Raw genomic sequence first — 23414 nt, 5'->3', positions numbered from 1 at the left:
AGTTGCCGCGAAAAAAGCCCATACGGCCGGGATTGCGGCCTGCGCCATGGAGCGAAATGATCTTGATGTGGTGTCATCTGCGGGACCAAACGGGCGCACTCCCCAAAACGGGAGATGCGCTCGCCATCACGTCCAGATACGGGGTTTCCGCACATGAAGTTCTCTGCCACCAGAGGCGGGCTGTTCACCCGCGGCGCCATGCTCGTCGCCTCCGTCACCGCCGGCGCCGTCCTGGCCACCGCCACCGGCGCCCAGGCCGCTCAGACCACTCCGCACCAGCCCACCGACCGCATCGCGGCCGTGCAGCTCGCCGACCAGGACGGCTTCACCGCCGGCGAGCTGGAGCAGGGCAAGACCCTGGCCGACGGCATAGCCGAACTGGGCATCAGCGAGAGCCAGTTCGCCAAGGCACTGGACATCGCGCTCACCCGCACCATCGACACCCACGGCCTGCGCGAGCGGCTCGCGGCGCTGCCTGCCTCCCCCACCGCCCGGCAGACCGCCGAGGCCGCCTACCCCGGCGACGCCGAGGCCCAGGCCGCCATGCTGCCCGTCCTGGCCAACGAGAAGGTCCGCTACACCACCCTGCAGAACCTGGGCGCCCAGAGCGGCGAGAAGGCCCCCGCGGTCGCCTTCGGCTGGTGGGACAAGACCAAGTTCATCGTCGGCTGCGCCGCGGCGGTCGCGGGCGTGCTGATCTCCTTCGTCCCCGCCGGCTCGGGCGTCCGGGTGGCCCGTGCGGTCAAGCTGTTCAAGAGCTACGGCGCCAAGAAGACAGCCGAGATCCTCTGGCGCTTCATGAAGGGCAAGCACGTAGGTTCGAAGGAGCGGGAGGCCGTGAAGGCGTTCATCGGCATCAGCGCCATCCAGAAGGCCTGCACCTGACCTCGCCGGAGGTGGACTCGTGACCCTGGAACACGTCTCCGTCGCCGTTGTGGTGGCGGAACTCGTCATCATGCTGCTCGCCCGCTTCGGCACCGAACGGCGGCACTGGCGCCACTACAAGAGGGACGAGGCGGCGCCACACCGGCGTGACAACGTCAGGCTCGGTCCCGGCCTGGTGTATTCCGTCGCCGCACTGGCCCTGGTCGCCATCGCCGTGTTCAGTGGCATCGATTTCGAGTGGAGCATCGGCACGCTGAGCATGCTGGGCGTTCTCGGCATCCTGGTTCCGGGCTACGCCGCCAACTCGGTCATGCTGCTCAGCACCCGGGGCCACAGGAAACCGCTCAAGGGCTGGCAGGAGATGCTGGCGTACATCCTGGCCGCCCTCGGCGGCGCCGCCGCGGTCGCCTTCATCTGACCACCGCGCCACCGGTGCCGGGCATACCGTCAAGGTGTGCCCGGCATCGTTCTTCGGGCGTACTGTACTCCCGGCTGGGAAAGCAGCCGACGGGCGGCATATCGGCTATGGAGCAGGAGCGAAGGCCGCCTTCGTCACCGAGCGGTCGGCGACGAGCTTGCACAGCGCAGCACGCGCCGCCGGGTCCGGCGGCGCGGCACTTCGAGCAGTCCATGAGCTTCGTCGGCCTGGTCGCCGCCTGCAATGAGTTCATCGTCAAGGCCGGGCGACGGCTGCCCGAGCTGCGGCACATCCCGGTACGTCCTGTCACCCAGGGTCAGTGGCCGTCGGTGCGACGGCGTGAGCCGACTTGCTGGAGTGCTCTGACGGGGGTGAGTGTCAGTGCGAAGGACAGGCCCATGAGCACCATTGCTGCCACGGGCACGTACTGGATACCGCCTGTGCTGATCACCGCGCCGCCGACGGCGCCGGCCAGGCCGGTGCCCAAGTAGAGACCGGAGATGTTCAGCGCCATGGCGGTCATGCCGGAGGCCGGACCGGCCGCCGCCAGGACGCTGCCTTGAACAGGTGGGGTCAGTCCCCAGGCGAACAGGGACCAGAAGGCGATGACGGCGGTGAGTGCCAGAGGGCTGTCGAGGCCGCTGAGAAGCAGCAGCGCGGCGAGGAGCAGGGCGAGGGCATGGCCTCCGACCACCAGTCGCAGACTCCGGTGTGGGCCCCACGCATCGGCTACCCGTCCTGCCAGCAGTGCTCCGGCCAGACCCGCGAGGCCGACCACGAAGAGCAGGAACGCCAGCAGTCCGGAGGAGTCGGGGGCGACCTGCGCGGCGTAGGAGCTGAGGTAGGTGTAGAACATCAGCCCGCCGCCGGCGGCCAGGAAGGTGACGCCGACGACGCGCAGCACACCAGCGTTGCGCAAGGGTGCCAGACGCTCGCGGAGGGGGGCCGGCTCACCGCCCGGTGTGGTCGGCGCGGTCACGAGGAGACTGACTGCGGCGAGTGCGCCCACAGCGGCGATCAGCCAGAACGTGGCTCGCCAGCCCACGGCTTCGCCCAGCCAGGAGCCCACCGGAACGCCGGTGAACAGCGCGGCCGTCATGCCCGCCGTCACGACGCCCAGATACCGCCCCTGCTCGCCCTGTGGTGCCCCGGCGGCGGCCGTGGCGAAGGAGGCGGACGACACCACCGCCGCACCCAGCGCGGCCACGACCCTGGCGGCCATCAGCCACCAGTAGCCGGGCGCGACGGCGGCGGCCACGTTCGCCAGCATGAAGACCGCGAGCGCGGACACCAGGACCGTACGGCGCGGAAACCGCTCACACAGCACCGCCAGGGTCGGCGCCCCGACCGCGTACACCACCGCGAACACGGTCACCAACTGCCCGGCCGCCGCGACGCTCACCTGAAGGTCCCCGGCAACAGCCGGCAACACCCCCGCGATGATGAACTCATCCGTCGCCGTGGCCAGCAGAGCGAGGAACACAACAAACAGCCAGCGCGGCAGCGCGGCCTTCTTCTCGGCAACAGCACTCATGCGTCCGCACGCTAAGTACTGACACCAGTGTCACCTTGAAGCCGCCGCGTCCGCCTCGGCCCGGCGGAGCACCTCCGCCAGCTCCTCCCCGGGGTGCCCGGCCCGCAGCACCGCGATGCGCTCCACCAGTTCCGCCCGGTACCGGGCCAGCTCCGCAGCCTTCGCCTCCACCGCCGCAAGCCGGTCCTCATACATCGCGAGCACCTCGTCCGGGCTGTCCTGGCAGGCCAGGAAGTCTTCGGTCTTCATCTCCAGGCACGGAAGAACCTGACGGATGTCCTCCACCGTCAACCCAGCCCTGAGCGACTCCCGCACGTTCAGCACCCGGCGCACGTCTCCTTCGTCGTACACCCGCCATCCTCTGCCCGTCCGCCGCGCTTCGAGCAACCCCTGCTGCTCGAAGTAGCGAATCGACCGCCGACTCGCTCCGGTGAGCTGCGCCAATTCCCCGATCTGCATTCCCGCTCCCTCAGACATGGGCGTCACCACACCCACCTTCCCATTAGAGAAGCGAACGGTAGCTTCCCCAGCAGCCGGCAGGCGCTCCCAGCTGTCAGGGATTAGGGCGTGAGCGGCTCACGCGAGGGAGCCGGGGAAGCGGATCGGGGTGCGGTTCAGGGCGAGTACGGTGTCTTCGCCCTTGGTGGTCGGGGGCGTTGTGCCAGTACCGGGGTATTCGTCTTGGGATGCGAATTTTCGGCATAAGGAATCCGGCAAGGACGCGACAAGAAACCTCGCGGCCGCTTTTCCCTCGATCGCCCCTTCATAAGCTCGGAGTCCGATCGACGCGATCGCACCGTTCCTCACTGCGGCGTCGGCTGCTTGGGGACGGGAAACGGCAAGGAACAGCAAGGGGGGTCATGTCCAAGGACGAGTCGTTGGTGGATGCGGCGGCTCTTGGGAAGCTCGCGAAGAGCTTCGAGAGCTATGGGTCGGATCTGGAGAGTTACCTCAAGGAATTCCAGACGAAGACCGGCTCCGAGGCCATTCATGACGGTTTCGGCGTCCTCACCGAATCCGAGGAGGTCACCTCGGCCTACATCGAGCTGTCCACGGACCTGACGGAGACGCTGCACGAGCTGCGGCGCCATCTCGACCAGGTCAGCCAGGGGGTGCACCTGGTCCAGCAGAACACCACGGCGACGGACGAGTCCCTGTCGCACGGCTTCGGTCAGGGACGTCACGCATGAGCGGTGAGGAGTCCGTGGCGGAGCAGGTCTACGAGGCCGGCCTGGAGATCATCAATCCCGGGGGTGATCCGGACGTCCTGCGTTCCGCTGCCCAGGGCTGGCGGAATCTGCAGGAGAACCTCCGGACGATGTTCCAGGACTTGGACCGCGAGGTGCGGCGGGCCCGCGATTCCGGCTGGTGTGGCCCGGCGGCCGATGCCTTCACGGAACACTGGGAGAGCCTCGATGCGGCGATGAAGAAGAGTCTGCCGCAGTTGTCGGAGGCGGCGGAAAGCCTCGACGAGGCCGCGGACGCGGTCGAGGACGTCAACCGCGAGATTCACGAGATCTACCTGGAGATCGGCATCTCCGTCGGCATCTCGGTCGGCATGTCGTTCCTGACCATGGGTTTCTCGGCGGCCGCGGGGGCTGCCCGGGCAGCCCAGCTCGCCGCCCGCGCTGCCCGGCTCGCCAGGACACTCGGCACCGTCTTGCGGAAGGTCGGCCAGGCGTTCACAACCATCTCCCGGCTGGCGAAAGAACACCGTTTCCTGAAAAACGTGCTGGTCAACTGGACCAGCAACACCGGCGGCACCGTCATCACCAATGCCCTCACCGGGCAGAAGACCGATCTGGGCGACGCGGTCTGGCAGGGCGGGCTGTCCGCCGTGGCCGGAACGGGTCCGGGGATGCTCACCACGGCCGGCGGCAAAGCTCTGGGAAAGGCTGCCGGGGACCTTTCGAATCCCCTTGCCCGAGGGTTCGGCCGGCACGCTGGGCTGCTCGGGGATGCGGCGGGTGGCGCAGCAGGCAGCATGACCGGCGGGCTCACCGTCGACGGGGTGAAGAACCTCGACAACGATCCGTCGAACGACGTCAGTGGGCGCGACATGCTCTGGAACGCGGGGGTCAACGGGGTCGGCGGCGCCGCGGGAGGCGCTGCCGTGCACGGCGCGAACACGCAGCTGCCACCTGGGCGAGAAGGCCCGCACTTCGCGGTCGAAGGTCCAGCCCAAGGCATCGTCTACGGCGGCGCCGGAGCCGTCGCCAAGCCCTTGCACGACGCACTCTGGCCCGAAAGGCCCAGCGAGGAGCGAAGCGAAGCCGGCGGTACATCACAAGGGCCGAAAAAGGGGTCGGTGAAGGACGTTTTCGGGTGAGGGAGCGAGATGTCGGAACCGCTGTGGCGGCGGCGCTGGCCTGGGCCGGTGCCGCGGCGTTCCTGATCTGTCTGCTGGTACGGAAGATCGCACCGTATCCGCGCTGGGACCTGCTGGCCTGCCTGGCGTGCTCGGCGGTGGCGTTCCTGGCGTGGTGGCTGCGGGCGACCGGACGGTGGCGTTCCCGGCTGGGAGGAGTCGCACCGCCGGCGTTCGGGCTGAAGATGGGACGCCGGTGGTGGCCGCCGCTGCGCAGCGTGTGCGTCTTCTTCGCGGCCTGGGGCTTGTTCGGCCCTTTTTTCCTGCTCGGCATTTCGGCAGGAGAGAACACCCCGCAATTGACCGCCATCACCGAGCACGATTACCGATACACGCCGGTTACGATCACAAAAATTCATCACAAGTACCGGAATCAGTCGAAGTCCGGCACGACGTACACCTACGCGGTAACCGTCGAGGCGCCCGGCCCCGGTGGGCATGGCAGAACTCTGCGCTTGACAGGTGAAGCCCAGTCATCGTCCGGCAACTGGTCAACCGGGACCCGGTTGAGTGGTCTATACGCTCCGGATGCCCCATCCCTGGGAATCATCCTGACTCCCCGTCGCCATCTCGACTCCCTTTTAGGGGGCCCCGCCTCGCCGGGTGAGATGGCTCTTCTGGCTGCCTTCAGCGCCATCCCTCTCATCTTGTTCCTCCTGCTCGTCAGGTCCGGCGCCAAGGAGTGGGGTGAGCCCCTGACCCCCGAGTCCGCGTTCGGCGACAGCCCGGCGCGCAGACTACGGGTGCGTATCGCGGGCGGGACTGCCGGGCCATGTGCCGCATCGCCCACTTCCCCAAAGGCCTCCCGCGGCGGGCAGAAGGAGCGCTCCGAGGCCAAGCCCCGGCTGACCCCGGCCCTGCGTCTCTCCTCGTCGGAAGGCAGCCGTGACCTGTTCATCGACCGGTGCCTGGACCCACAAGCCCTCGCGGACGCCCTCGAATACCGGGCCGGGTGGCTCTACTGGGCACCGACTGCGGAGGAACCGCCGAACCGGTGCGTCGCGGCCCTGCTCGTCCTCGACGACGACCGGTACGTCTGCGGGCTGACGCCTCCGGGAAGCGATGCCGGCCTTCCTCAGGGCGAGCCGGCCGAGCTGCTGCCCGGCGCGGACACCCGTCCGTTGCGCGCGGTGGGACCGTATGCGCTGTGGCAGCCGGCCGTGCACGGGCCGGGCATGTACGGATTCGGCCTCGGCTTCCTCTCCGTATGTCTGATCGTCGCGGGCGTCGGTCACGACGGCGGGCCGCTGCTCGGCATGTGCTTCGCCACCGCGGTGGCAGGGCCGCCGGCAGGCCTTGTGACCATCCTGTGCCGGCGCACGGTCTTCCTGCGGCGCCTGGCGCGGCAGGCATGACGGAGGCAGGCATGACCGAGGCAGACATGACCGAGGCAGGCATGACGGAGACAGACATGACGGAGACAGACATGACGGAGACAGACATGACGGAGACAGGCATGGCGGAGACAGGCGCCGTGGGTGCTCGACTCGTGGGTGTCGCCGGTCGGTTGCTGGGCCAGCTGGTCCTGTTTCCCCGGCCGAGGTTGGGCGCTCGCCTCCGGTCGGGATCGGAAACTCATCAGAGGTGTGTCAAAGGGGTCGGGAAAACCTTGTGGCCCGGGGCGGCACGGCCTTCGATGGGGAACGTGAACAGCGCCTGGCTTCTGCTCGACCGTCCGCCTCATCAGGCGGGTCCGCGTCGTGCCCCGCGCTGCCCGGAGAGATCCGCCTTCCGCTGATCCTTTTCCCGCATTCCTACGGGGCACCGTGGCCTGACCCGGTGCCCCTTTTCCGTCCGCCCGCACGCCACCGCGCCCCTTGGGGCCGGCTCGGCGTACCCACGCATTTCCCGACCGGAAGGGACCATGTCCGTCTTCGACCTTTCCTCCCGTACCGTCCTGGTGACCGGCGCCACCTCCGGCATCGGCTTCGAGACCGCCCGGCAGCTCGCCGAACGCGGCGCCACCGTCCTCCTCCACGGCCGCACCCTCGACGACGCACAGGCCGCCGCCGACAGGCTGGCCGCCACCGACGGCGTCGACGTGGACCAGCTGCGCCTGTTTGGCGCGGACTTCGCGCGCCTGGAAGAGGTCGAGGACCTGGCGCGGCGGGTCGTGGCCGAGCACCCGCGCCTGGACGTCCTGGTCAACAACGCCGCCACCGCCGCCCCCGAACGGCACACCCTCACCGGCGACGGCAACGAGATCACCTTCCAGGTCAACTTCCTCGCCCACTACCTGCTGACCTGCCTCCTGGAGCCCGCGCTCACCACCGACCCCGGCGGGCGGGTCGTCAACGTGTCGTCGTCGCTGCACCGCACCGCCTCGATCCAGTGGAGCGACCCCCACCGGGCCCGCCGCTACTCCCGGCTCGCCGCCTACGCCCAGTCGCAGCTCGCCCTGACCGTCTTCGCCGCCGATCCCCGGGTGACCGCGGTCTCCGTCCACCCCGGTGTCTGCGCCACCGGTCTGCTGCCCCTCTACGCCCTCGACGGCTCCCCGGCGGCCGACGGCGCCGCCCACGTCGTACGGCTCTGCGACCCGGCGGTCGAAATCGTCAACGGCGCGTACTACGACCGCGACCGGCGCGTCGACCCCGCCCCCGCCGCCACCGAGGACCGTACCGTCCGGCGCCTGAGCAAGCTCGCGGGCCAGCTCGTCGGCCACGGCGGCTGAACCGCCGGGCGCGGCGGTGCCCAGCCCCCGCACCGTCGCGCCCGGCCCGCAGCACGGATGTCACAAGGAGTCATCGTGCACGCGACCTGCGTGACGACCACGAGGCTCTTGCCCCACCGCACCTGAAGGCCGCTTCCCTGAACGGGACTTGTCCGACTCCCCGTGGTCCCGCATGAACCCTCAACGCCGCGCGTGACGGATCTTCAACCGCCCGAACCCCATCGTCCCGAAGATCCGGATCTTCGGCCCGCCGGGGTGGGGACTCCGCGGAGCCTTGTACCGCAGATCCTTCCACCCGGTGTTCAGATCCTCGATGTCCACGGTCGCGTCCCGGGGCACCGTGATCTTGGCTCCCCCGGTGCCGAGTTGCAGCTCGATGTCGACGGCCGGATGCTCGATGATCGCCCTGGACAGGTCCAGATGCACCCTTCCGTACGCGGAGCCGACCTTGAGACTCCGGGGAACCCGCCATGCACCGCGTCGTTGGATCCGTCCGCCGGCCGCGGCGATGGTTGCCGTGGGGGCCGAATTCTCCTCCGGCAGCGCGGCCAGAGCCGACGCGACCTCGCCATGGGTCTTGGCGGTGAGCACTTGGTCGAGACGCTGCTCCATCTCCTCATGCGAGATGCGCTCCTCGGCGTACGCCTCTTGAAGACGCTGTAGCGCCGCCTCGCGGTCGTCTTGGCTGAGCAGTGCTGACGGGTCCTTCTGCGGAAAGGTCACCGCTCAACTCTAAGCGGTTCGGGCGGAGTTCCTTGCCGATGTCCGGAGCCGGTCTCGCTGTTGGGACATGTCCTGGTAGTCGTTCTCCCTGCCCGTTGGAAGCGAGGGCGACAGAACACGTCACGGTGTGAGGTGGTGCGGGAAGGCGGCGCAGAGGGAGTGGGAGGGAGAGAGGAAGAAGGAAAGGGGGCTCAGGTCAGAAGCGAGCGGGTTCCGGGCCCTTGTTCCGCCAGACGGTGCCTCGGCGCTCATGGGCGAAGAGCTCCTCGACGGCGTGGGCTATACGGGGCCCCACCTCCCGCTCCAGCAGGTACAGGCCCAGGTCGAGTCCGGAGGTGACGCCCGCGCCGGTGACGAGGTCGCCGTCGTCGACGACACGGGCACTCACCGCGTGGACGCCGGCGGCATCGAGCATGTTCATGCCCAAGTGGTGGGTGGTGGCGTAGCGTCCCTTAAGACAGCGTTTCCTTTGGTGCTGGCGAGTCGTTGAGCGGTTCATGGTGGGCTTGGTGGAACGGCTGGTTCCCGATGAGTTGTGGGAGTTGTTCCGGCGGGTGGTGCCGCCCACGGAGGTCAGGCGTCCGCAGGGCGGTGGCCGGCGGCGGTCCGGGGACCGTGAGGTGCTGGCCGCGGTCATCTTCGTGGCGACCTCGGGCTGCACCTGGCGGCAGCTGCCGCCGGTCTTCGGTCCGGCCTGGCCGACCGTCTACCGGCGCTTCGCCCACTGGAGCCGGGGCCGTGTCTGGGCCAGGCTCCACCGGGTGCTCCTCGACGAGCTGGGCGCCCGCGGTGAGCTGGACTGGTCGCGGTGTGCGATCGACTCCGTCAGCCTCAGGGCGGCAAAAGGGGGCCGTTGACCGGACCGAATCCGACCGACCGCGGCAAGAGCGGATCGAAAATCCACCTGATCACCGACCGCAACGGGCTGCCGCTGTCGCTGGGCATCTCCGCCGCCAACACGCACGACAGCCTGGGCCTGCAGCCGCTGGTGCGTGGCATTCCGCCCATCCGTTCCCGCCGCGGGCCTCGCCGCCGACGGCCGGCCAAGCTGCACGCCGACAAGGGCTACGACTACCCTCACCTGCGAAGATGGCTTCGTGAGCGGGGCATCCGTCACCGCATCGCCCGTAAGGGTGCCGAGTCTTCACAGCGGCTGGGCCGTCACCGTTGGGTGGTTGAGAGAACCGTGTCCTGGCTGGCCGGCTGCCGCCGCCTGCACCGCCGTTACGAGCGCAAGGCCGAGCACTTCCTCGCCTTCGTCGGCATCGCCGCAGCACTCATCAGCTATCGCAAGCTCACCAACTGAAACAACGTCTAAGCAGACCGGCCATGGCCAGGACGAGTGAGCCCCCGCAGACGGTGCCGACCGTCACGTCGGGATTCGCCATCGCGGTCCGCAGCAGTGCGGGCAGCTCGGTGGTCAGAGTGCGGCCCAGCAGTACGGGGATGGTGTCCTCCTGCTGCCCCTGCCCGGCCCCCGCCTCCTGTTCGGGAACTTCGCCGACCTCATCGGGATCTCCCATACGGCCCGCCGCGCCGGGGATCACGACCAGGCCGGGGCGCCCGGGGTCGAGGGCGGCCGTGGCGCGGAGCGCCAGCCCGGCGATGCCGCTGACCACCTCACGCGGCCCCTCGGCGGAGACCAGCTCCACGCTCACCGCGCCCGAGGAGGCGGCGCCGCCGGCGCTCAACACCTCGTACGGGGCGATGACATCGAGCGGATCGAAGCCGTCGAACAAGACGAACTGAGCATGCATGGAAGGGTCCTTCCCATGAGAGAAGTCCGGTCTGTGCCGGGTACGCGCCGAACGTAACCGCCTGCCGACGGCGTCTCCCAGTGGCTGAAGTGACACTTCTCAACGGGTTCTCGCCAAGGCCGTAGTGACGACGCGGCCGCTGTCCGTAGGGGATGCCCTTCCACTATCTGGATCATATTTCTCATGATGTGAGCTGCTCGCTACGCTTCCGGTGCGTTGGTTTCCGGCGGAGAGGCGAAGAAGATGGTCGAGGCTGTGGCGCTTCCGACGCCCTGGCAGGTCAGGTTCCAGGCGGGCGGCAACGAGGGGCGCGCCGACACGATCAAGGGCGGTGTCGGCGGTTCGGCGGGGATGCGGCCGCACGAACTGCTGGAAGCGTCGCTGGCCACGTGCATGACCATCTCGGCACGGATGGCACTGGCTGATCTCGGCGTCACCGACGCCCAGGTCAGCGTACGAGTGCACCTGGAGCGCGAGGCTTCGACCACGCGGTTCCGGTATGAGCTCAGTCTGGACCCGGCGATGGAGGTCCACCGGCCCGCGGTCGTGGAACGCATCGAGTGCTCTCCGGTGCGCTCCACGCTGAGCAAGCCTCTGCTCTTCGAACCTGCCTGAGCGGAGGATTGCGCCCGCGGAGTTGCGCAGAGGCGTCTTCGGTCTCGCGTTCTCGCGTCTCGCGTTCCTCAGGTATCACTTCGCCCGTCGGCGACGGCACGCCGGCCGGTTCTCGGCCCGGCTCCTTCCCTTCTTCTCCCGCTTCTCCTGCCTCCCCCTCTGCCCCGCCTCCCGCCGAAAGAGTGAGCGCACGTGCCGATCGTGCCCATCGGCCAGTTGTTCCGGAACGGCATGTGAATGGCGTCCGGAGGGGCAGATGCGAGTACCTGATCGGGTGGTGGAACCCGTGCTGGTGGTGGGCGCGGTGGCTGCGCGCACCGGGCGGCTGGCGGGGCTGGGAGATCCGCTGGCATTTGTGGTGTCCTTTCTTCGACCGAGGCTCACCCGCATCGTGAACGGAGGACGCGCCTACCAAGTGCGCCTGGTGAGCCGTGACAGCCGGTCCACGGCTGAGGGTGCTCGGCAGGCCGTACGTGAGCTGGTCGCGGACGAGGGTGCGCACATCGTGGTGACGCTGGCCGGAACGCAGGTGTTGCCGGCTGTCGCCGACGCCTGCGAGGAGGCGGGCGTGCCGTGCGTATCGAGCACCTTCCCCTGGCAGGTCTACTACTACGGGCGCGGCGCTGACGACGCCGCGCCCTTCCGCTTCACGTATCACTTCTGCTGGGGACTCGACACCATCGCCGAAACGTTCGCGGACCTCTGGGAACTGGCCGGCGGCCGGGGGCGCACGGTGGGCTGCCTGTGGAACGACGGACCGCAAGGGTCCTGGTCACGCGATGTACGGCGGGGCTTCGCGCCCGTCGCCCGGGCTCGCGGCCACCACCTGGTGGACCCGCTCCCGTACACCGAGCCCGCGACCGACCTGACCGGCCATGTCACGGCGTTCGCCGAGGCCGGTGCCGACATCGTCACGAGCGCGGCCACCGGCCGTGACCTGGCCCTTTTCCGTGCCACTGCCGACGAGCACGGCGTCGCGCCCCGGCTCATCACCTGCTCACGCTGGCTCGCCTACCCTCCCTCCGTCACCGCCGGCGGCCGACAGCCCGCGCAGGCGCACGTGGCGACGCTGGTCTACTGGACTCCGGCCCACCCCCACCGCTCCTCCCTGGACGGCATGACCGCGGCCGAGCTCGCCGATGCGTACGAGCAGAGCACCGGCAGGCAGTGGCTCCAGCCTCTGGGGCTGGCCTACGCCTTGTACGAAGTCGCCGCGTACGCCCTGCGCACCGCCGACGACCCCGACGACCCGGCTGCGGTCGCCGAAGCGGTCGGCCGCGCCTGCCTGGAGACCGTCGCGGGGCGCCTGGACTGGCGGACGGGGCCGGTGCCGAACGTCGCGACCGTGCCGCTCGCCGGCGGGCAGTGGCAGCCCGGCCGCCGCCGCGGCCACGACTATGAACTGGCGGTCGTGAGCAATGCGCGGGTTGACGGCTTGGCGGTTGATGCCGATCTGCTGGTGGGCCGGGGGCCGGGCCGGTGGTCGAGAAGCCATCGACCATGATGTTGCTTCGCGACGGCGGGGAGGAGTGTCCGTACCTCGATCTGCCGATGCGATCATGGCATGGATGTACGCAGACGAAGATGCCGCCGGAGGTGCGAGCGCGGGCGAGCACGCGGGCGGGAACGGCAGTGCGAGCCAGGGCGGGAGTACGGGCCAGGGCGGGAGTACGGACGCAGGCGAAAGCGCGGGGGAAGGCACCGCCTCAGGTTGGCCGGACATTCCGGGCGATACCGCGTTCACCATCAAGGTCCCCGAGGCCGATCCGCTGGTCCGGGCCGGGTTTCCGGCCCATGTGACCGTGCTGTACCCATTCGTCCACGAGAGTCGCATCGACGCCGCCACCGATCGCGAATTGACCGGCCTCTTCGCCGGGCACGACGCTTTCACGCTCACCTTCGACGCCTTCCGCCGCTATCCCGGCGTGCTCTGTCTCGACCCGTGGCCGCACGACCCCGTGACCGCGCTGACCAAGGACCTCACTCGGCGATGGCCGGAGGCGGTGCCTTATCGGGGGATATTCGGTGCGGGACTCGCCCCGCACCTGACGGTCGCGAACAGCGAAGGCCCTGCCACGCAGGACGCCGCATACGACGCGCTACAGGCCGAACTGGAGCCCCGACTGCCGCTCAGCCGCCGGGTCCGGGCGGTGCACCTCATCGTCTGGGACGGAGCTCGTTGGCGGGACCGGGCCGCGTACCGGCTCAGGGACCGCCGCCGACCGCCTCAGGGACCACCGCTGACTGACTCAGGGGGCGCCGCTGACTGCGCACGCCCCCGCTCTTGCCCCCGCCGTTGACGCCTTGGTCCAGACCTTTTATCGTGCGACTGCCATACGGCACCCGGCGCCACACCCGCCACCCTGGCGCGCGGCCGGGGATGCGCACTTCGGTTCTCACACCCTGTACCACTCACACTCACAGGGGTGCTCATGAAAGACCGGCGCAGATTCCGCAGCAGAGCCGCGGCCCTGCTCACCACGTTGATCCTGGCCGTGGCCGCCATGCTGACCGGCCCGGCAGCCCCCGCCCAGGCGGCGGGCACGCTCACCGCGGCCTTCACCGCACAGGAGAACGGCTCCTGGTGGAAAGGCACTTATGTCGTCCGCAACGGCGGTTCCGCCGCCGTCACCGGCTGGACCCTGGAATTCGACCTGCCGGCCGGCGTCACCATCAGCGGGCACTACAACGGCGACGCCACCGTCAACGGACGCCACGTAACGGTCAAGAACGCGCACTACAACGCGACCGTTCCGGCCGGCGGCAGTACCGATCCGTTCAGTTACTGGTTCATCGCCAGTGGGCCCGTCGGTACGCCTGCCACCTGCACCGTCAACGGGGACAAGTGCGACGGCTCCCCGGACGTGCCACCGTCCGCACCGGGCACGCCCGAGGTCACCGCCACCACCGCGCGCAGCGTCTCGCTGAGCTGGCCGGCCGCGTCCCAGGGCGATTACCCGGTCACCTCGTACGAGGTGCTCAGCGAGGGCCGTACGGTCGCCACCTCGGCCGGCACCAGCGCGACCGTCACCGGTCTGACGCCGGCCACCCGCTACACGTTCACCGTCCGGGCCAAGGACCGGCGCGGCAACACCGGGCCGCCGAGTGCGCCGGTGACCACGAGCACCGTGGATCCGGCGAGCGATCCCGTGCCGCCGTCCGCGCCCGGCGGCCTGCGCAGCACCGCGACCACTTCCTCCAGCGTCTCCCTGGCCTGGGACAAGGCCACCGACAACGTCGGCGTGGTGGCGTACGACGTGTACCGGGGCGCCGAACTGGCCACCACGGTTCCCGGCAGCACCACCAGTGCCATGGTCGGCGGTCTGACGCCGGCCACCGCGTACACCTTCTCCGTGAAGGCGCGCGACGCCGCCGAGAACGCCTCGCCCGCGTCCAATGCCCTGACCGTGACGACGGACGACGTGGCCGGGCCCGGAAAGTACCTGAAAGTGGGCTACTTCGCGCAGTGGGGCATCTACGGCCGCCAGTATTTCGTCAAGAACTTGGACACCTCGGGCGCCGCCGCAAAACTCGATGTCATCAACTACGCCTTCGCCAACATCGACCCCGCCAACCTGACCTGCCTGGCCGGGGTGACCAAGGGCACCTCGGGCAATCCGCAGGACCCGGACGAGGGCACGGGCGCGGGCGACGCGGACGCCGACTACGGGCGCGCCTTCCCCGCCGCGCAGTCGGTGGACGGGGTGGCGGACGACGGCTGGGGCAAGCTGCGCGGCAACTTCAACCAGCTCAAGAAGCTCAAGGCCAAGCACCCGCACCTGAAGGTGGTGATGTCGCTCGGCGGCTGGACGTACTCGAAGTTCTTCTCCGACGCGGCGGCCACCGACGCCTCGCGCAAGAAGTTCGTCGCCTCCTGCATCGATGTGTGGATCAAGGGCAATCTGCCCGTCTACAACGGCGCGGGCGGTCCCGGAACGGGCGCGGGCGTCTTCGACGGGATCGACCTGGACTGGGAGTGGCCGGGTGCCGAGGGGCATCCGGGCAACCACTACAGCCCGAACGACAAGGCCAACCTCGCGCTGCTGATCAAGGAGTTCCGCCGGCAGCTCGACGCGCTGGGCGGCGAGCACAAGCTGCTGACCGCCTTCACCCCGGCCGACCCCGCCAAGATCCAGCAGGGCTGGGACCTGTCCACGATCTTCGAGTCGCTGGACTACGCCAATGTCCAGGGCTACGACTTCCACGGCTCGGGCAGCGACAACTCCTGGGAGCCCAAGCGCACCGGCCACCAGGCCAACCTGTACCGCGACGCCCAGGACCCGTACGACTTCGACTTCAGCGTCGAGCGCGCCGTCAAGACGTATCTGGACGCGAAGGTCAGCCCGCGCAAGCTGACCATCGGCTTCCCGTTCTACGGGCGCGGCTGGAAGTCCGTCGCGGACGGCGGGGTGCACGGCGAGTGGCAGTCGGCGGACGGCGCGGCCCCGGGCCAGTTCCCGGAGGAGGCGGGCATCCGGGGTTACCAGAACCTGTTGGCCAATGTCCCCGACATGACCGTGTACCACGACGAACAGTCCGTCTCGACGTACGGATACACCGGGGCGGGCGGTCAGTGGTGGTCGTTCGACGACACGTGGTCAATCGGAAAGAAGACGGACTGGGTCAAATTCAAGGGGCTTCTGGGCGCCATGGTCTGGGAGATGTCCGGTGACACACCGACGGGCACCTTGATGAAGGCAATCGACAGCGGGCTCCCGTAACCGGAAGGCGTTTCCCGGAGCGCTCCGGGAAACGCTTTACGGGTACAGCCGAAAGCCAGGCTCGCCCTACGGGTTGTGGGCCTGGCTTTCGGTCGGCCTGAACCACCGGTCAGGTGAGTACGACGGCCTGGCCGCGCACGCTCACGCGCAGATCCGACGCGTCGGTGGTGACGGTGAGCAGGCTCGGTCGGCCCATGTCGTAGCCCTGGAGCACCGTGATGGGGGTGCGGACCGCTGCCCGTCCGATCGTGCGCAGGTAGCCGCCGAAAGCGGCGGCCGCCGCGCCGGTCGCCGGGTCCTCGACGACTCCGCCGAGGGGGAAGGGGTCGCGGGCGTGGAAGAGGGTGTCGGTCTGGCGGTGGAAAAGGTGCACGGTGGTCCAGTTCTGGTCGCGGGACAGCGCTTCCAGCGCCTCGAAGTCGTAGTCGAGGTCGGCCAGGCGTTCCCGGGAAGCGGCCGCCAGCATCAGATGGTGGTTGCCGGCGAAAGCCACATGAGCGGGGAAGGCGGGGTCGAGGTCGTCCCTGGACCAGCCCAGCGCTTCGAGCGCGGACGCGAGGTGTTGCGGTGCGACCGGCTCCGAGGACGCGGGAACGCTGGTGAGCGTTGCGCGAAAGCCGCGGCCATCCGGTTCCTTCGTTGCCGCCGGTTCCGTCGTTTCCGCCGATTCCGTCGTTCTCGCCTTTGCCGTCGTTTCCGCCGTTCCCGTCGTTTCCGCCGCCCCGGCCACCTCTGCCGCTTCTATCTCTTCTATCGCTTCCGTCAGCACGTCGACCCGTCCGACGTTGGTCTCGAAGGCCAGCGTGCCGGGTGCGCCACGTTCGGCGAGGGCGACGGCGGTGGCGACGGTGGCGTGACCGCAGAAGTCGACCTCCGCGCGAGGGCTGAAGTAGCGGACGCGGTGAGTGCGGTCGGGAATCGCCGTGGCGGTCACAAAAGCCGTCTCGGAGAACCCCACCTCTTCCGCGATACGCAGCATGTCCGTCTCGTCAAGTCCCTGGGCGTCGAGGACCACCCCCGCGGGGTTGCCCCCGTCGGGCCGGTCGGTGAAGGCGCTGTAGCGCAGAATCTCCATGCCTTCAGAATCCCAACCGCCCGCTATCACGTCCAATGATTGCTCATAAGAGGTCCCATCGGTAGCTTCGATAGGCATCGATAGGCACGTTGAGCTCGACAGGAACCTCCACGAGTGGAGGGGAACGGGACAAACGGGAGGGTCTTTCTTGGACACACGCCTGCTGCGGACGTTCACCACCCTGGCCCGTACCGGAAGCTTCACCGCCGCCGCTGCGGAACTCCACCTGGCCCAGTCGACCGTCACCGTGCACATCCGCGCCCTGGAGAAGGACTTGCGAGTGCGGCTCTTCGACCGCCTGCCCTCCGGAGCCGTTCTCACCGATACGGGAGCCCGTCTCCTGGAGCGGGCACAGCACGTACTGGACGCCGAAGACCGCCTCCACCACGAAGCGCACTCCGCGGCCCCGATCGAGGGCAGCGTCACCATCGGCGCCAGCGAGTCCTTGTGCGCCTACCGCCTGCCGCTCGCCGTGGCCGCGCTGAGCCGGAGCTTGCCCACCGTGGACATCCATATGCGCGCCGTGGGAACCGCGCCGGAAGCCGTGGAACAGCTCAGGTCGGGACGTATCGATGTGTCGTTGCTCCTCGAATCGCGCACCGGCATACCGCATGTGGAAACGGAGGTCATCGGGCACGAGCCGCTGGCACTCCTTGCGGCGCCCGGCCATCCATGGATCGACGCCGAGGCGCCACCGCGCCACCCGCGCCACCCGGGCGAGCCGGGCGAGCCGGGCGAGCCGGGTGAGCTCAACGGACCTGACGAACTAGGCCAACTCGATGAACTTGGCGAACTTGGCGAACTGAACGAGCAGGCCTTCTTCCTTCTCGAAGAGGGTTGTTCCTATAGCGACGATTTCGCCCGACAATTGCTCGCCACGCCCGGTCAACCTCCGCGCATCACGCGCTTCGGCAGTGTCGAGGCCGTGCGTGCCTGTGTGGAGGCGGGCCTCGGTCTCGCGCTGCTGCCGGTGGTCAGCGTGGCCGCCGGCCTGGACTCCGGCCGGCTCCGCACGCTGCGGAATTTCCCCGACGTTCCCATTCTCATGCTGCGGCACCGCAGCCGCTGGACCAGCCCGGCAACGCGGACGGTCATGGCCCGGCTGAGGCGGCTGGCCGCCGAGGGGTGGACGGACGGGTGATGCAGAAGGCGGGCCGCCGCCGCCCCGGGCGCGGTACGCCTACGGAATACGGTCGCGGTCGCGGTCGGTCAACTCGGCGCCGGAGGTGCGGTCCGTCGAGAGGCCCGCCCTCAGCGCGGCTACGGCAGGCGCGGGGTCGTCCGCGTAGAAGCGGAACGTGCGGGCTTCGGCGGGCTTGCCCAGGGCTCGTATGTACCGGACCGGCTCGGTGAGTTCGACGGTGACCGTCGTCTGGCCGGCTACCGCCATGTCGGCGACGCCGTGCTCGTCCACGGCGGCCAGCTTGCCGCTCGGGAACTGCCGGTCCAGGCGTACGGAGGCTATCCGGTCGGCCGGGATGCGGATGTCCAACAGGGCGCCGTAGCGCAGGCGTAGGGAGCCGTCGGGTGCGATCACGTGCGGGCGCACCACGCAGGAGGCGTGCAGGGCGATCACGAAGTAGCAGCCCCAGATGTCGAGGACGAGCGTGACGGTGTGCACCACCGGCCAGGGGATCAGGTAGGCGAGGCCCACGGTCTCGACGATGCAGACGAAGAGGAAGCCGTACGTGACGGCCACCTGGCCCGGGGCGTACGGGACGGGCAGGTCGCCGTCGCGTACGCCGTGCGGGCCGCGGCGGGCCGCCCAGCGCACGAAGCTGGTGGAGAGGAAGAGTTCGTGGGCCGTCAGCTTGCGGACGGCCGCCGGCACGGTGTCGGCGAGCGCGGCGACGAAGGCGGAACGGTGGTCGAGACCGCCCCGGCGGTGCCGGTGGTGATCGAGGGCGAGCAGTACGGTCGCCGCGATTGTGAGTACGAGCACGGCCGACTCCACCGCCGCGCGGACGGCCGGGGGCATCCGTACCCCGCCGGCCACGCACAGGACCAGCACCAGCTCAAGGGGCAGGAGCGCCGCGAAGCCCCAGCGTACGGCCTTGCGCAGCGTCTTCATCTTCATCCGGCACGCTCCCGCAGCAGCTCGATGGCGCGGTGCACGGCCGCGGCCTGGGCGGGGGCGAATTCCGCGAAGAAGGCGTTCGCGAATCCCCCGTGCTCGCCGGCGTCGCCCGGCTCCCGGAGGGTCATCGCCCGTACCGCCTCGTCCGGGACGCTCTCCGCGATGGCCCGGGCGGTCCGGTCCACCCGGGGGTCGTCCTCGGCGGCCTCGGCCAGCTCGTCCAGCTGGGCGTAGACGGCGTAGGCGCGCCGCATGGCCTCCGGGTCGGCGGTGAGGCTGTGCACCATGGCGTCCAGCCAGCCGCGGTCGCCACCGGGTGAACCGGTTTCCAGCAGGGCGAGGAGCTGCCGCTCCTTGGCCGCCATCGCCGGCTCCGGGCCGGGCAGCCCCGCCGAGGCGCGGGCCATGTCGTCGAAGACGGCCGCGAGTTCGGGTGAGACGGGGGCCTCCGCGGGCAGCCGCCCGGACGGCCCGGCCTGCTGGAGCAGCTGTTGCAGGCGGGCGCGGCGCTGCCGGATGGCCTCCTCCTGGCGGGCCAGATCGGCGTCCAGCTCGGCGAGGATCTCGACCAGGTCCTTGCCCGCGTCGTCCGCCAGCGCGTCCTTCACCTCGTCCAGGCTCAGGCCGAGCTCGGTGAGCCGCCGGATGCGGGCCAGCTCCACGGCGTCGCGCAGCGAGTACTCGCGGTATCCGTTGGGCTGCCGCGGCGGCTCGGGCAGCAGCCCGATGCGGTGATAGTGCCGCACGGCGCGGGTGGTGATGCCGGCAGTCCCGGCGAGCTCTCCGATTCGCATGACAGCAGTAGAAACGTTGTCGCTGCGACAAGGTCAAGTGACACGGGTCGGGGGGGCGGGGTGGGCTCGTACGGCGTGCACGGGCTCGTACGGGTACACGGACTCGGACGGCGAAGAGGGCCCGTACGGCGAAGAGGCCCGTACGGCGAAAAGGGCTCGTGCGGGTACATGGACTCGCACGGGTACATGAACTCGCACGGCGTGCGCCACCGCTGGCGGCGGAAAGATCGCGCGGGTGGGAAGGTCGCCCGGCGAGAAGAACGTGCGGGCGGGGAGGCCGCCCGGCGAGAAGATCGCGCGGGCGAGAAGACCGCCCGGCGGAAAGATCGCCCGGCAGCAAAGCGACACCCCGCCGGTCTCAGCCGTCGAGCAGCCGCCATGCCGTGAGGGCGAGTGTGGCCCGTGTCAGTCCGGTCGGGTCGGTGAGGTCGATGCGCAAAGTGCCCGAGATCTGTGCGAGTCGGCGGGAGACGCTGCTGTGGTGGAGGTGGAGGAGGTCGGCGGCCCGGCGCACGGAGCCGGTGGCGCAGTAGGCGTCGAGGGTCGCGAGGTCCTCGGGCCGGGCGGCGAGGCGGGCGATCGCGGCCACGTCGGCGTTGTCGCGTACGGCGTCCTGGTGCACCTCGGCGAGGAGGGCCACGGCGCCGAGGTCGGCGTGGTGGGCCACGGGGCGGCGTGGGGTGGTGAAGCGCAGGGCGGTACGGGCTTGCTGCCAGGAGCGGTGCGGGCTGTCGGCGGCGCCGATGCCCGCGTGGACGCCTGTGGGAAAGCGGTTCCGGTCCACGGTGGTGGCCAGGAGGACGCCCATTTCGGCGAGGGGCGCCGCCTTGACGGGGCGGGCCGGGCAGATCAGCGCGCCGATCCGGTCGAGCGGGAGCTGTGTGCGTACGGCGACGACGTGGAGCGGCCGGCCGGCGGCGAATCCCAGCAGCCGCAGGGCCCTGGCCCGGGCGGCCTCGTCGCTGTCGGAGCTGATGGCCAGTTCGACGAGGGCGGGGTCGGCCATGGTGGTGCGGGCCGGGCCGTACCGTTCGACGGCGGCCGCGGCGGCCAGCGCGAGCCGCTCCAGGAGCACGTCGTCGAGCAGGCCGGGCGGGCCGGGGCGCTCCAGCCACACCGTGCCGATCTCCTCGTCATCGAGGGTGATCGGCACGGTGGTGGAGGCGGGGCGCGGCGGGTCGGCCACCGGCCCGCCGTCGGGCGCGACGCGGATCGCGCGCGCCGTGCCGTGCAGGCATATCGCGGCCACGCACTCGGCCAGGCCTGCCGAGGCCCTGGCCAGCGCGGGAAGATCCACCCGTCGGCGCATCAGCGTGTCGTAGAACGTGATGACGCGGATCGCGCCGTCGACGTAGGGGTCCAGTCCTGACAGCCGTACGGCCAGTGCCTCCATGGCAGCAGCATAGGCAGCGCAGAAAGGGCGGGAGTGCGCCGACTGGTGCGGGTCCGGGGTGGGATGCGCAACGGTTGGCGGACGAGCCCGGGACCGGCAGCCGTCAGGATGAACGGCATGGATCCCGAACTCGAAGCGTTTCTTCCGCTGTTTCCGCCGGCCGACCTGAGCGACCCGGTCGCCGTGCGCGAGGAATTGGCCGCCCTGGCGGCTAAGCTGCCGCCGCCGGACACCACAGGGCTGGTCGTCGAGGACCGTACGGTGCCCGCCGACCCGGATGTACCGATACGGATCTACCGCCCGAACGCAGCGCGGGGTGCCCTCGTGTGGATGCACGGCGGTGGGTTCGTCATGGGCGGCCTGGACACCGAACACCCGTGGGCCGCCCGGCTGGCAAGCCTCTCCGGCGCGGTGGTGGTCTCGGTGGGCTACCGGCTGGCGCCCGAGAACCCGTTCCCGGCCGCCCTGGACGACGCCTACGCCGCACTGGCCTGGACGGCCGGGCACGCCGCCGAGCTGGGTGTCAGCCCGGACCGGATCGCGGTCGGCGGACACAGTGCCGGCGCCGGGCTCGCGGCCGCGCTGGCGCTGCGGGCCCGCGACCGGCAAGGGCCCGCGATCTGCTACCAGTTGCTCAACCAGCCCCAACTCGACGACCGGCAGGAGACCTGGTCGCAGCGCAACTTCACCGACACGCCCTGGATGAACCGCAGCAAGATCACAGCCAGCTGGCGGCACTACCTGGGCTCCGCACCGGCCACACCGTACGCCGCTCCCGCCCGCGCCACCGACCTGGCCGGCCTGCCGTCCGCCTACATCGCCACCGCGGAGCTGTGCCCCAACCGCGACGAGGACATCGCCTACGGGCTGCGCCTGCTCCAGGCCGGGGTCTCGGTCGAACTGCACCAGTGGCCCGGCACCTTCCACGGCTCGCAGGCCATTCTGTCCGCCGAGGTCTCACAGCGACAGCTGGCCGAACTCGGGACGGTTCTGCGCCGCGCCCTGACCGAATGCTGAATTCCTGCTCAAGGCCGATGTGCTGTTGTGCTGATTGCTCAAGTCCGAACCCGATTACTGGGGGTTGTTGACTGAACAGCCGGGTGAGGGCGCGGAGCAGGCCGGTTACGAGGAACGCGGAATGACCGTTCCCGGCTGCTCCGCGGCCGCCCCTCGCCGTCCTTTCCGGAGAATCCCGTAAACGCCTGGCCCACATCGTGCGGGCGGGATGCGGACACTGAGCGAAACGTCCAGGCTGAGCAGCCGCACATCGATGCGGACGGCTTCGGTGTTCTGCCGGTGGTAGCCGTACGCAGCTGCCGGGATGTGCCGCGGGCGGCGCCACCAACGACAGCCAGCGCGAAGAGCTCGACCGCATCCTGGCCGCCTGCCCGACCTCGCCACCGCCTGCGTCCCACCCGCTGGTTCAGCACCATCACCTGCGAACGCCGACGCCAAGACCTAACCCACTGGATGGTGATCAAACGTCGGTCGTACGAGCGGGCGTCCTTCCCTCTCCTGCGAACGCTGGTCCTCGCTCACCCGCCGCGAGCGTCAGAAGGGCAGAACCCACTCGCTATCGTCGGCCACCTCGGATTCCGCCGGCACGGCGGGCGGCCAGGCGCCGGGAATCGCTTCGACTGCACGTCGGACATCAGCCGTCGTCCTGCCGGCGACGACCAGATCCATCCCCTCCAGGCCGGGCTCCAGGCAAAGTAACAGGCCAGAGGCAGAGAACCAACGAACGGGCTGCCCCATCGGCTCGAACCACGCCGGGTAGGGCGGCAAAGCAACTGGAGCGAACTTCTCTTCCAGACAGGCGACCACCTCGGCCGTTGCCTGACAAGTGCGGCCCTCGGTCCGACTGGCCGTGGCGCCTTCGCTCAGGACGGTTTCCACACAGGCCAGCGACAGGCGGTCGAGGAAATGGAGTCGGCTGGAACCCGGCAGCCGATCGCCGAACAGGGCGACCGGCGGGTCCTCACGGGAAAGGTCCGCCAAGGCCACACCCCACCCTGCGCAGCCCTGGTTCTCGCTGCGGAATACCAGCAGTTCACCGGAAGGGTCGAGCAGCAGCTCGTCCGGCTCCAGCAAAGGATTCTGCCGGGCGACCAGGTCACGCCGTCGGCCGAACAACCCGTACGCTTCCCGAAGAGCTACCGGGAGACGGAAACCGAGGCGTTCCTCAGCCCGCTGAACGTCAGCTGATGTGAACCCGTCCGTCGGCATCAGCGGGGTGGACCAGGCAGCAGCAAAGGCCTGAACGAATGCCCATGCATCCGCCCGCGTCGGGCATCCACCAATCAGTGTTTCAGCTACGTCGAACCTGTCGGCCATGCCGATGACCTTACGTGGTTGCCACCGTTGTGCCGGACGGCACGGT

21 protein-coding genes and 3 pseudogenes are annotated in these 23414 nt (G+C 69.6%); 14 read left to right on the top strand and 10 right to left on the bottom strand.

All coding sequences use genetic code 11. The features are described from left to right. Nucleotides 1-153: 153 nt before the first annotated feature. The 3 genes and pseudogenes from CP973_RS20560 to CP973_RS41775 form a co-directional block, all read left to right on the top strand. A complete protein-coding gene (locus tag CP973_RS20560) occupies nt 154-885 on the top strand; it encodes a hypothetical protein (RefSeq protein ID WP_150242793.1) in 732 nt (243 codons plus the stop codon). Nucleotides 886-904: 19 nt separating this feature from the next. Beyond that, the gene (locus CP973_RS20555) at nt 905-1303 is read left to right on the top strand and encodes a hypothetical protein (RefSeq protein WP_150242791.1); all 399 of its coding nucleotides are present in this window, start codon (nt 905-907) and stop codon (nt 1301-1303) included. Nucleotides 1304-1410: 107 nt separating this feature from the next. Further along, nucleotides 1411-1581, top strand: a pseudogene (locus tag CP973_RS41775) (hypothetical protein); the annotation flags it as partial. A gap of 38 nt (nt 1582-1619) precedes the next feature. Here the strand turns inward: CP973_RS41775 and CP973_RS20550 are convergent. Further along, nucleotides 1620-2837 carry an MFS transporter gene (locus CP973_RS20550; protein ID WP_150242789.1) on the bottom strand — a complete coding sequence of 406 codons (1218 nt, stop codon included), beginning with the start codon at nt 2835-2837 and terminating at the stop codon, nt 1620-1622. 30 nt (nt 2838-2867) lie between these two features. Next, complete coding sequence (locus CP973_RS20545; protein ID WP_150242787.1) at nt 2868-3296, bottom strand: MerR family transcriptional regulator; 429 nt, start codon at nt 3294-3296, stop codon at nt 2868-2870. 401 nt (nt 3297-3697) lie between these two features. On the opposite strand from CP973_RS20545, the gene CP973_RS20540 reads away from it, so the two are divergent. From CP973_RS20540 to CP973_RS20525, 4 genes are all read left to right on the top strand, one after another. Continuing rightward, nucleotides 3698-4027 carry a hypothetical protein gene (locus tag CP973_RS20540; RefSeq protein ID WP_150242785.1) on the top strand — a complete coding sequence of 110 codons (330 nt, stop codon included), beginning with the start codon at nt 3698-3700 and terminating at the stop codon, nt 4025-4027. After that, nucleotides 4024-5166 (top strand): WXG100 family type VII secretion target, encoded by a 1143-nt coding sequence (locus CP973_RS20535; RefSeq protein ID WP_150242783.1) that lies wholly within the window; start codon nt 4024-4026, stop codon nt 5164-5166. The genes CP973_RS20540 and CP973_RS20535 overlap by 4 nt, the downstream gene beginning before the upstream one ends. Before the next feature lie 23 nt (nt 5167-5189). Next, the gene (locus CP973_RS20530) at nt 5190-6560 is read left to right on the top strand and encodes a hypothetical protein (protein ID WP_150242781.1); all 1371 of its coding nucleotides are present in this window, start codon (nt 5190-5192) and stop codon (nt 6558-6560) included. A 509-nt stretch (nt 6561-7069) separates the two neighbouring features. Continuing rightward, on the top strand, nt 7070-7879 hold the full coding sequence (locus CP973_RS20525) for an SDR family NAD(P)-dependent oxidoreductase (RefSeq protein ID WP_150242779.1): 810 nt from the start codon (nt 7070-7072) through the stop codon (nt 7877-7879). A gap of 180 nt (nt 7880-8059) precedes the next feature. On the opposite strand, the gene CP973_RS20520 is transcribed toward CP973_RS20525, so the two are convergent. After that, nucleotides 8060-8602, bottom strand: a complete 543-nt coding sequence (locus tag CP973_RS20520) for a DUF1707 SHOCT-like domain-containing protein (RefSeq protein ID WP_150242777.1) — start codon at nt 8600-8602, stop codon at nt 8060-8062. A 196-nt stretch (nt 8603-8798) separates the two neighbouring features. Further along, nucleotides 8799-9059 (bottom strand): annotated as a pseudogene (locus CP973_RS20515) (DJ-1/PfpI family protein); the annotation flags it as partial. A gap of 40 nt (nt 9060-9099) precedes the next feature. Here CP973_RS20515 and CP973_RS20510 point away from each other — a divergent pair. Continuing rightward, nucleotides 9100-9908, top strand: a protein-coding gene (locus tag CP973_RS20510) for an IS5 family transposase (protein ID WP_150240803.1) whose coding sequence is annotated in 2 segments (ribosomal slippage) — nt 9100-9454 and nt 9454-9908 — 810 coding nt in all. Because the reading frame shifts where the segments join, the coding sequence is not laid out codon by codon here. 10 nt (nt 9909-9918) lie between these two features. Here the strand turns inward: CP973_RS20510 and CP973_RS20505 are convergent. Beyond that, nucleotides 9919-10359: pseudogene (locus CP973_RS20505) on the bottom strand (type 1 glutamine amidotransferase family protein); the annotation flags it as partial. A 243-nt stretch (nt 10360-10602) separates the two neighbouring features. Here CP973_RS20505 and CP973_RS20500 point away from each other — a divergent pair. The 4 genes from CP973_RS20500 to CP973_RS20485 all read left to right on the top strand — a co-directional run bounded on the left by CP973_RS20500 (nt 10603) and on the right by CP973_RS20485 (nt 15695). Continuing rightward, a complete protein-coding gene (locus tag CP973_RS20500) occupies nt 10603-10974 on the top strand; it encodes an OsmC family protein (RefSeq protein WP_150242775.1) in 372 nt (123 codons plus the stop codon). 256 nt (nt 10975-11230) lie between these two features. After that, nucleotides 11231-12478 carry an ABC transporter substrate-binding protein gene (locus CP973_RS20495; protein WP_150242773.1) on the top strand — a complete coding sequence of 416 codons (1248 nt, stop codon included), beginning with the start codon at nt 11231-11233 and terminating at the stop codon, nt 12476-12478. Between the two features lie 25 nt (nt 12479-12503). Continuing rightward, on the top strand, nt 12504-13274 hold the full coding sequence (locus CP973_RS40920) for a 2'-5' RNA ligase family protein (protein WP_244409628.1): 771 nt from the start codon (nt 12504-12506) through the stop codon (nt 13272-13274). Nucleotides 13275-13406: 132 nt separating this feature from the next. Beyond that, a complete protein-coding gene (locus CP973_RS20485) occupies nt 13407-15695 on the top strand; it encodes a glycosyl hydrolase family 18 protein (protein WP_150243820.1) in 2289 nt (762 codons plus the stop codon). 109 nt (nt 15696-15804) lie between these two features. Here CP973_RS20485 and CP973_RS20480 read toward each other — a convergent pair whose 3' ends face one another. After that, entirely contained in the window at nt 15805-16770 is a 966-nt protein-coding gene (locus tag CP973_RS20480) for a PhzF family phenazine biosynthesis protein (protein WP_150242771.1), read from the bottom strand. A 148-nt stretch (nt 16771-16918) separates the two neighbouring features. Here CP973_RS20480 and CP973_RS20475 point away from each other — a divergent pair, with 148 nt between their 5' ends. Then, the gene (locus CP973_RS20475; protein ID WP_150242769.1) at nt 16919-17911 is read left to right on the top strand and encodes a LysR family transcriptional regulator; all 993 of its coding nucleotides are present in this window, start codon (nt 16919-16921) and stop codon (nt 17909-17911) included. 39 nt (nt 17912-17950) lie between these two features. On the opposite strand, the gene CP973_RS20470 is transcribed toward CP973_RS20475, so the two are convergent. From CP973_RS20470 to CP973_RS20460, 3 genes are all read right to left on the bottom strand, one after another. Next, nucleotides 17951-18847 carry a hypothetical protein gene (locus CP973_RS20470; protein ID WP_341874832.1) on the bottom strand — a complete coding sequence of 299 codons (897 nt, stop codon included), beginning with the start codon at nt 18845-18847 and terminating at the stop codon, nt 17951-17953. After that, the gene (locus tag CP973_RS20465; RefSeq protein WP_150242767.1) at nt 18844-19641 is read right to left on the bottom strand and encodes a MerR family transcriptional regulator; all 798 of its coding nucleotides are present in this window, start codon (nt 19639-19641) and stop codon (nt 18844-18846) included. The genes CP973_RS20470 and CP973_RS20465 overlap by 4 nt, the downstream gene beginning before the upstream one ends. Before the next feature lie 358 nt (nt 19642-19999). Next, the gene (locus CP973_RS20460; protein ID WP_150242766.1) at nt 20000-21034 is read right to left on the bottom strand and encodes a PucR family transcriptional regulator; all 1035 of its coding nucleotides are present in this window, start codon (nt 21032-21034) and stop codon (nt 20000-20002) included. Nucleotides 21035-21151: 117 nt separating this feature from the next. Here CP973_RS20460 and CP973_RS20455 point away from each other — a divergent pair, with 117 nt between their 5' ends. Further along, nucleotides 21152-22051 (top strand): alpha/beta hydrolase, encoded by a 900-nt coding sequence (locus tag CP973_RS20455; RefSeq protein ID WP_150242764.1) that lies wholly within the window; start codon nt 21152-21154, stop codon nt 22049-22051. Nucleotides 22052-22585: 534 nt separating this feature from the next. Here CP973_RS20455 and CP973_RS40915 read toward each other — a convergent pair. Further along, the gene (locus CP973_RS40915; RefSeq protein ID WP_244409627.1) at nt 22586-23368 is read right to left on the bottom strand and encodes an SMI1/KNR4 family protein; all 783 of its coding nucleotides are present in this window, start codon (nt 23366-23368) and stop codon (nt 22586-22588) included. Nucleotides 23369-23414: the final 46 nt, after the last annotated feature.

Source organism: Streptomyces albofaciens JCM 4342 (assembly GCF_008634025.1).
Classification (GTDB): Bacteria; Actinomycetota; Actinomycetes; order Streptomycetales; family Streptomycetaceae; genus Streptomyces; species Streptomyces albofaciens.
The sequence above is the reverse complement of the archived record's forward strand: the minus strand, read 5'-3'. Positions and strand labels throughout refer to the sequence as shown.

Coding starts and splice junctions, on each gene's coding strand:
- CP973_RS20560 (WP_150242793.1), top strand. CDS start 154: ATGAAGTTCTCTGCCACCAGAGGCGGGCTGTTCACCCGCGGCGCCATG.
- CP973_RS20550 (WP_150242789.1), bottom strand. CDS start 2,837: ATGAGTGCTGTTGCCGAGAAGAAGGCCGCGCTGCCGCGCTGGCTGTTT.
- CP973_RS20545 (WP_150242787.1), bottom strand. CDS start 3,296: ATGCAGATCGGGGAATTGGCGCAGCTCACCGGAGCGAGTCGGCGGTCG.
- CP973_RS20540 (WP_150242785.1), top strand. CDS start 3,698: ATGTCCAAGGACGAGTCGTTGGTGGATGCGGCGGCTCTTGGGAAGCTC.
- CP973_RS20535 (WP_150242783.1), top strand. CDS start 4,024: ATGAGCGGTGAGGAGTCCGTGGCGGAGCAGGTCTACGAGGCCGGCCTG.
- CP973_RS20525 (WP_150242779.1), top strand. CDS start 7,070: ATGTCCGTCTTCGACCTTTCCTCCCGTACCGTCCTGGTGACCGGCGCC.
- CP973_RS20500 (WP_150242775.1), top strand. CDS start 10,603: ATGGTCGAGGCTGTGGCGCTTCCGACGCCCTGGCAGGTCAGGTTCCAG.
- CP973_RS20495 (WP_150242773.1), top strand. CDS start 11,231: ATGCGAGTACCTGATCGGGTGGTGGAACCCGTGCTGGTGGTGGGCGCG.
- CP973_RS20485 (WP_150243820.1), top strand. CDS start 13,407: ATGAAAGACCGGCGCAGATTCCGCAGCAGAGCCGCGGCCCTGCTCACC.
- CP973_RS20480 (WP_150242771.1), bottom strand. CDS start 16,770: ATGGAGATTCTGCGCTACAGCGCCTTCACCGACCGGCCCGACGGGGGC.
- CP973_RS20470 (WP_341874832.1), bottom strand. CDS start 18,847: ATGAAGATGAAGACGCTGCGCAAGGCCGTACGCTGGGGCTTCGCGGCG.
- CP973_RS20465 (WP_150242767.1), bottom strand. CDS start 19,641: ATGCGAATCGGAGAGCTCGCCGGGACTGCCGGCATCACCACCCGCGCC.
- CP973_RS20460 (WP_150242766.1), bottom strand. CDS start 21,034: ATGGAGGCACTGGCCGTACGGCTGTCAGGACTGGACCCCTACGTCGAC.
- CP973_RS20455 (WP_150242764.1), top strand. CDS start 21,152: ATGGATCCCGAACTCGAAGCGTTTCTTCCGCTGTTTCCGCCGGCCGAC.
- CP973_RS40915 (WP_244409627.1), bottom strand. CDS start 23,368: ATGGCCGACAGGTTCGACGTAGCTGAAACACTGATTGGTGGATGCCCG.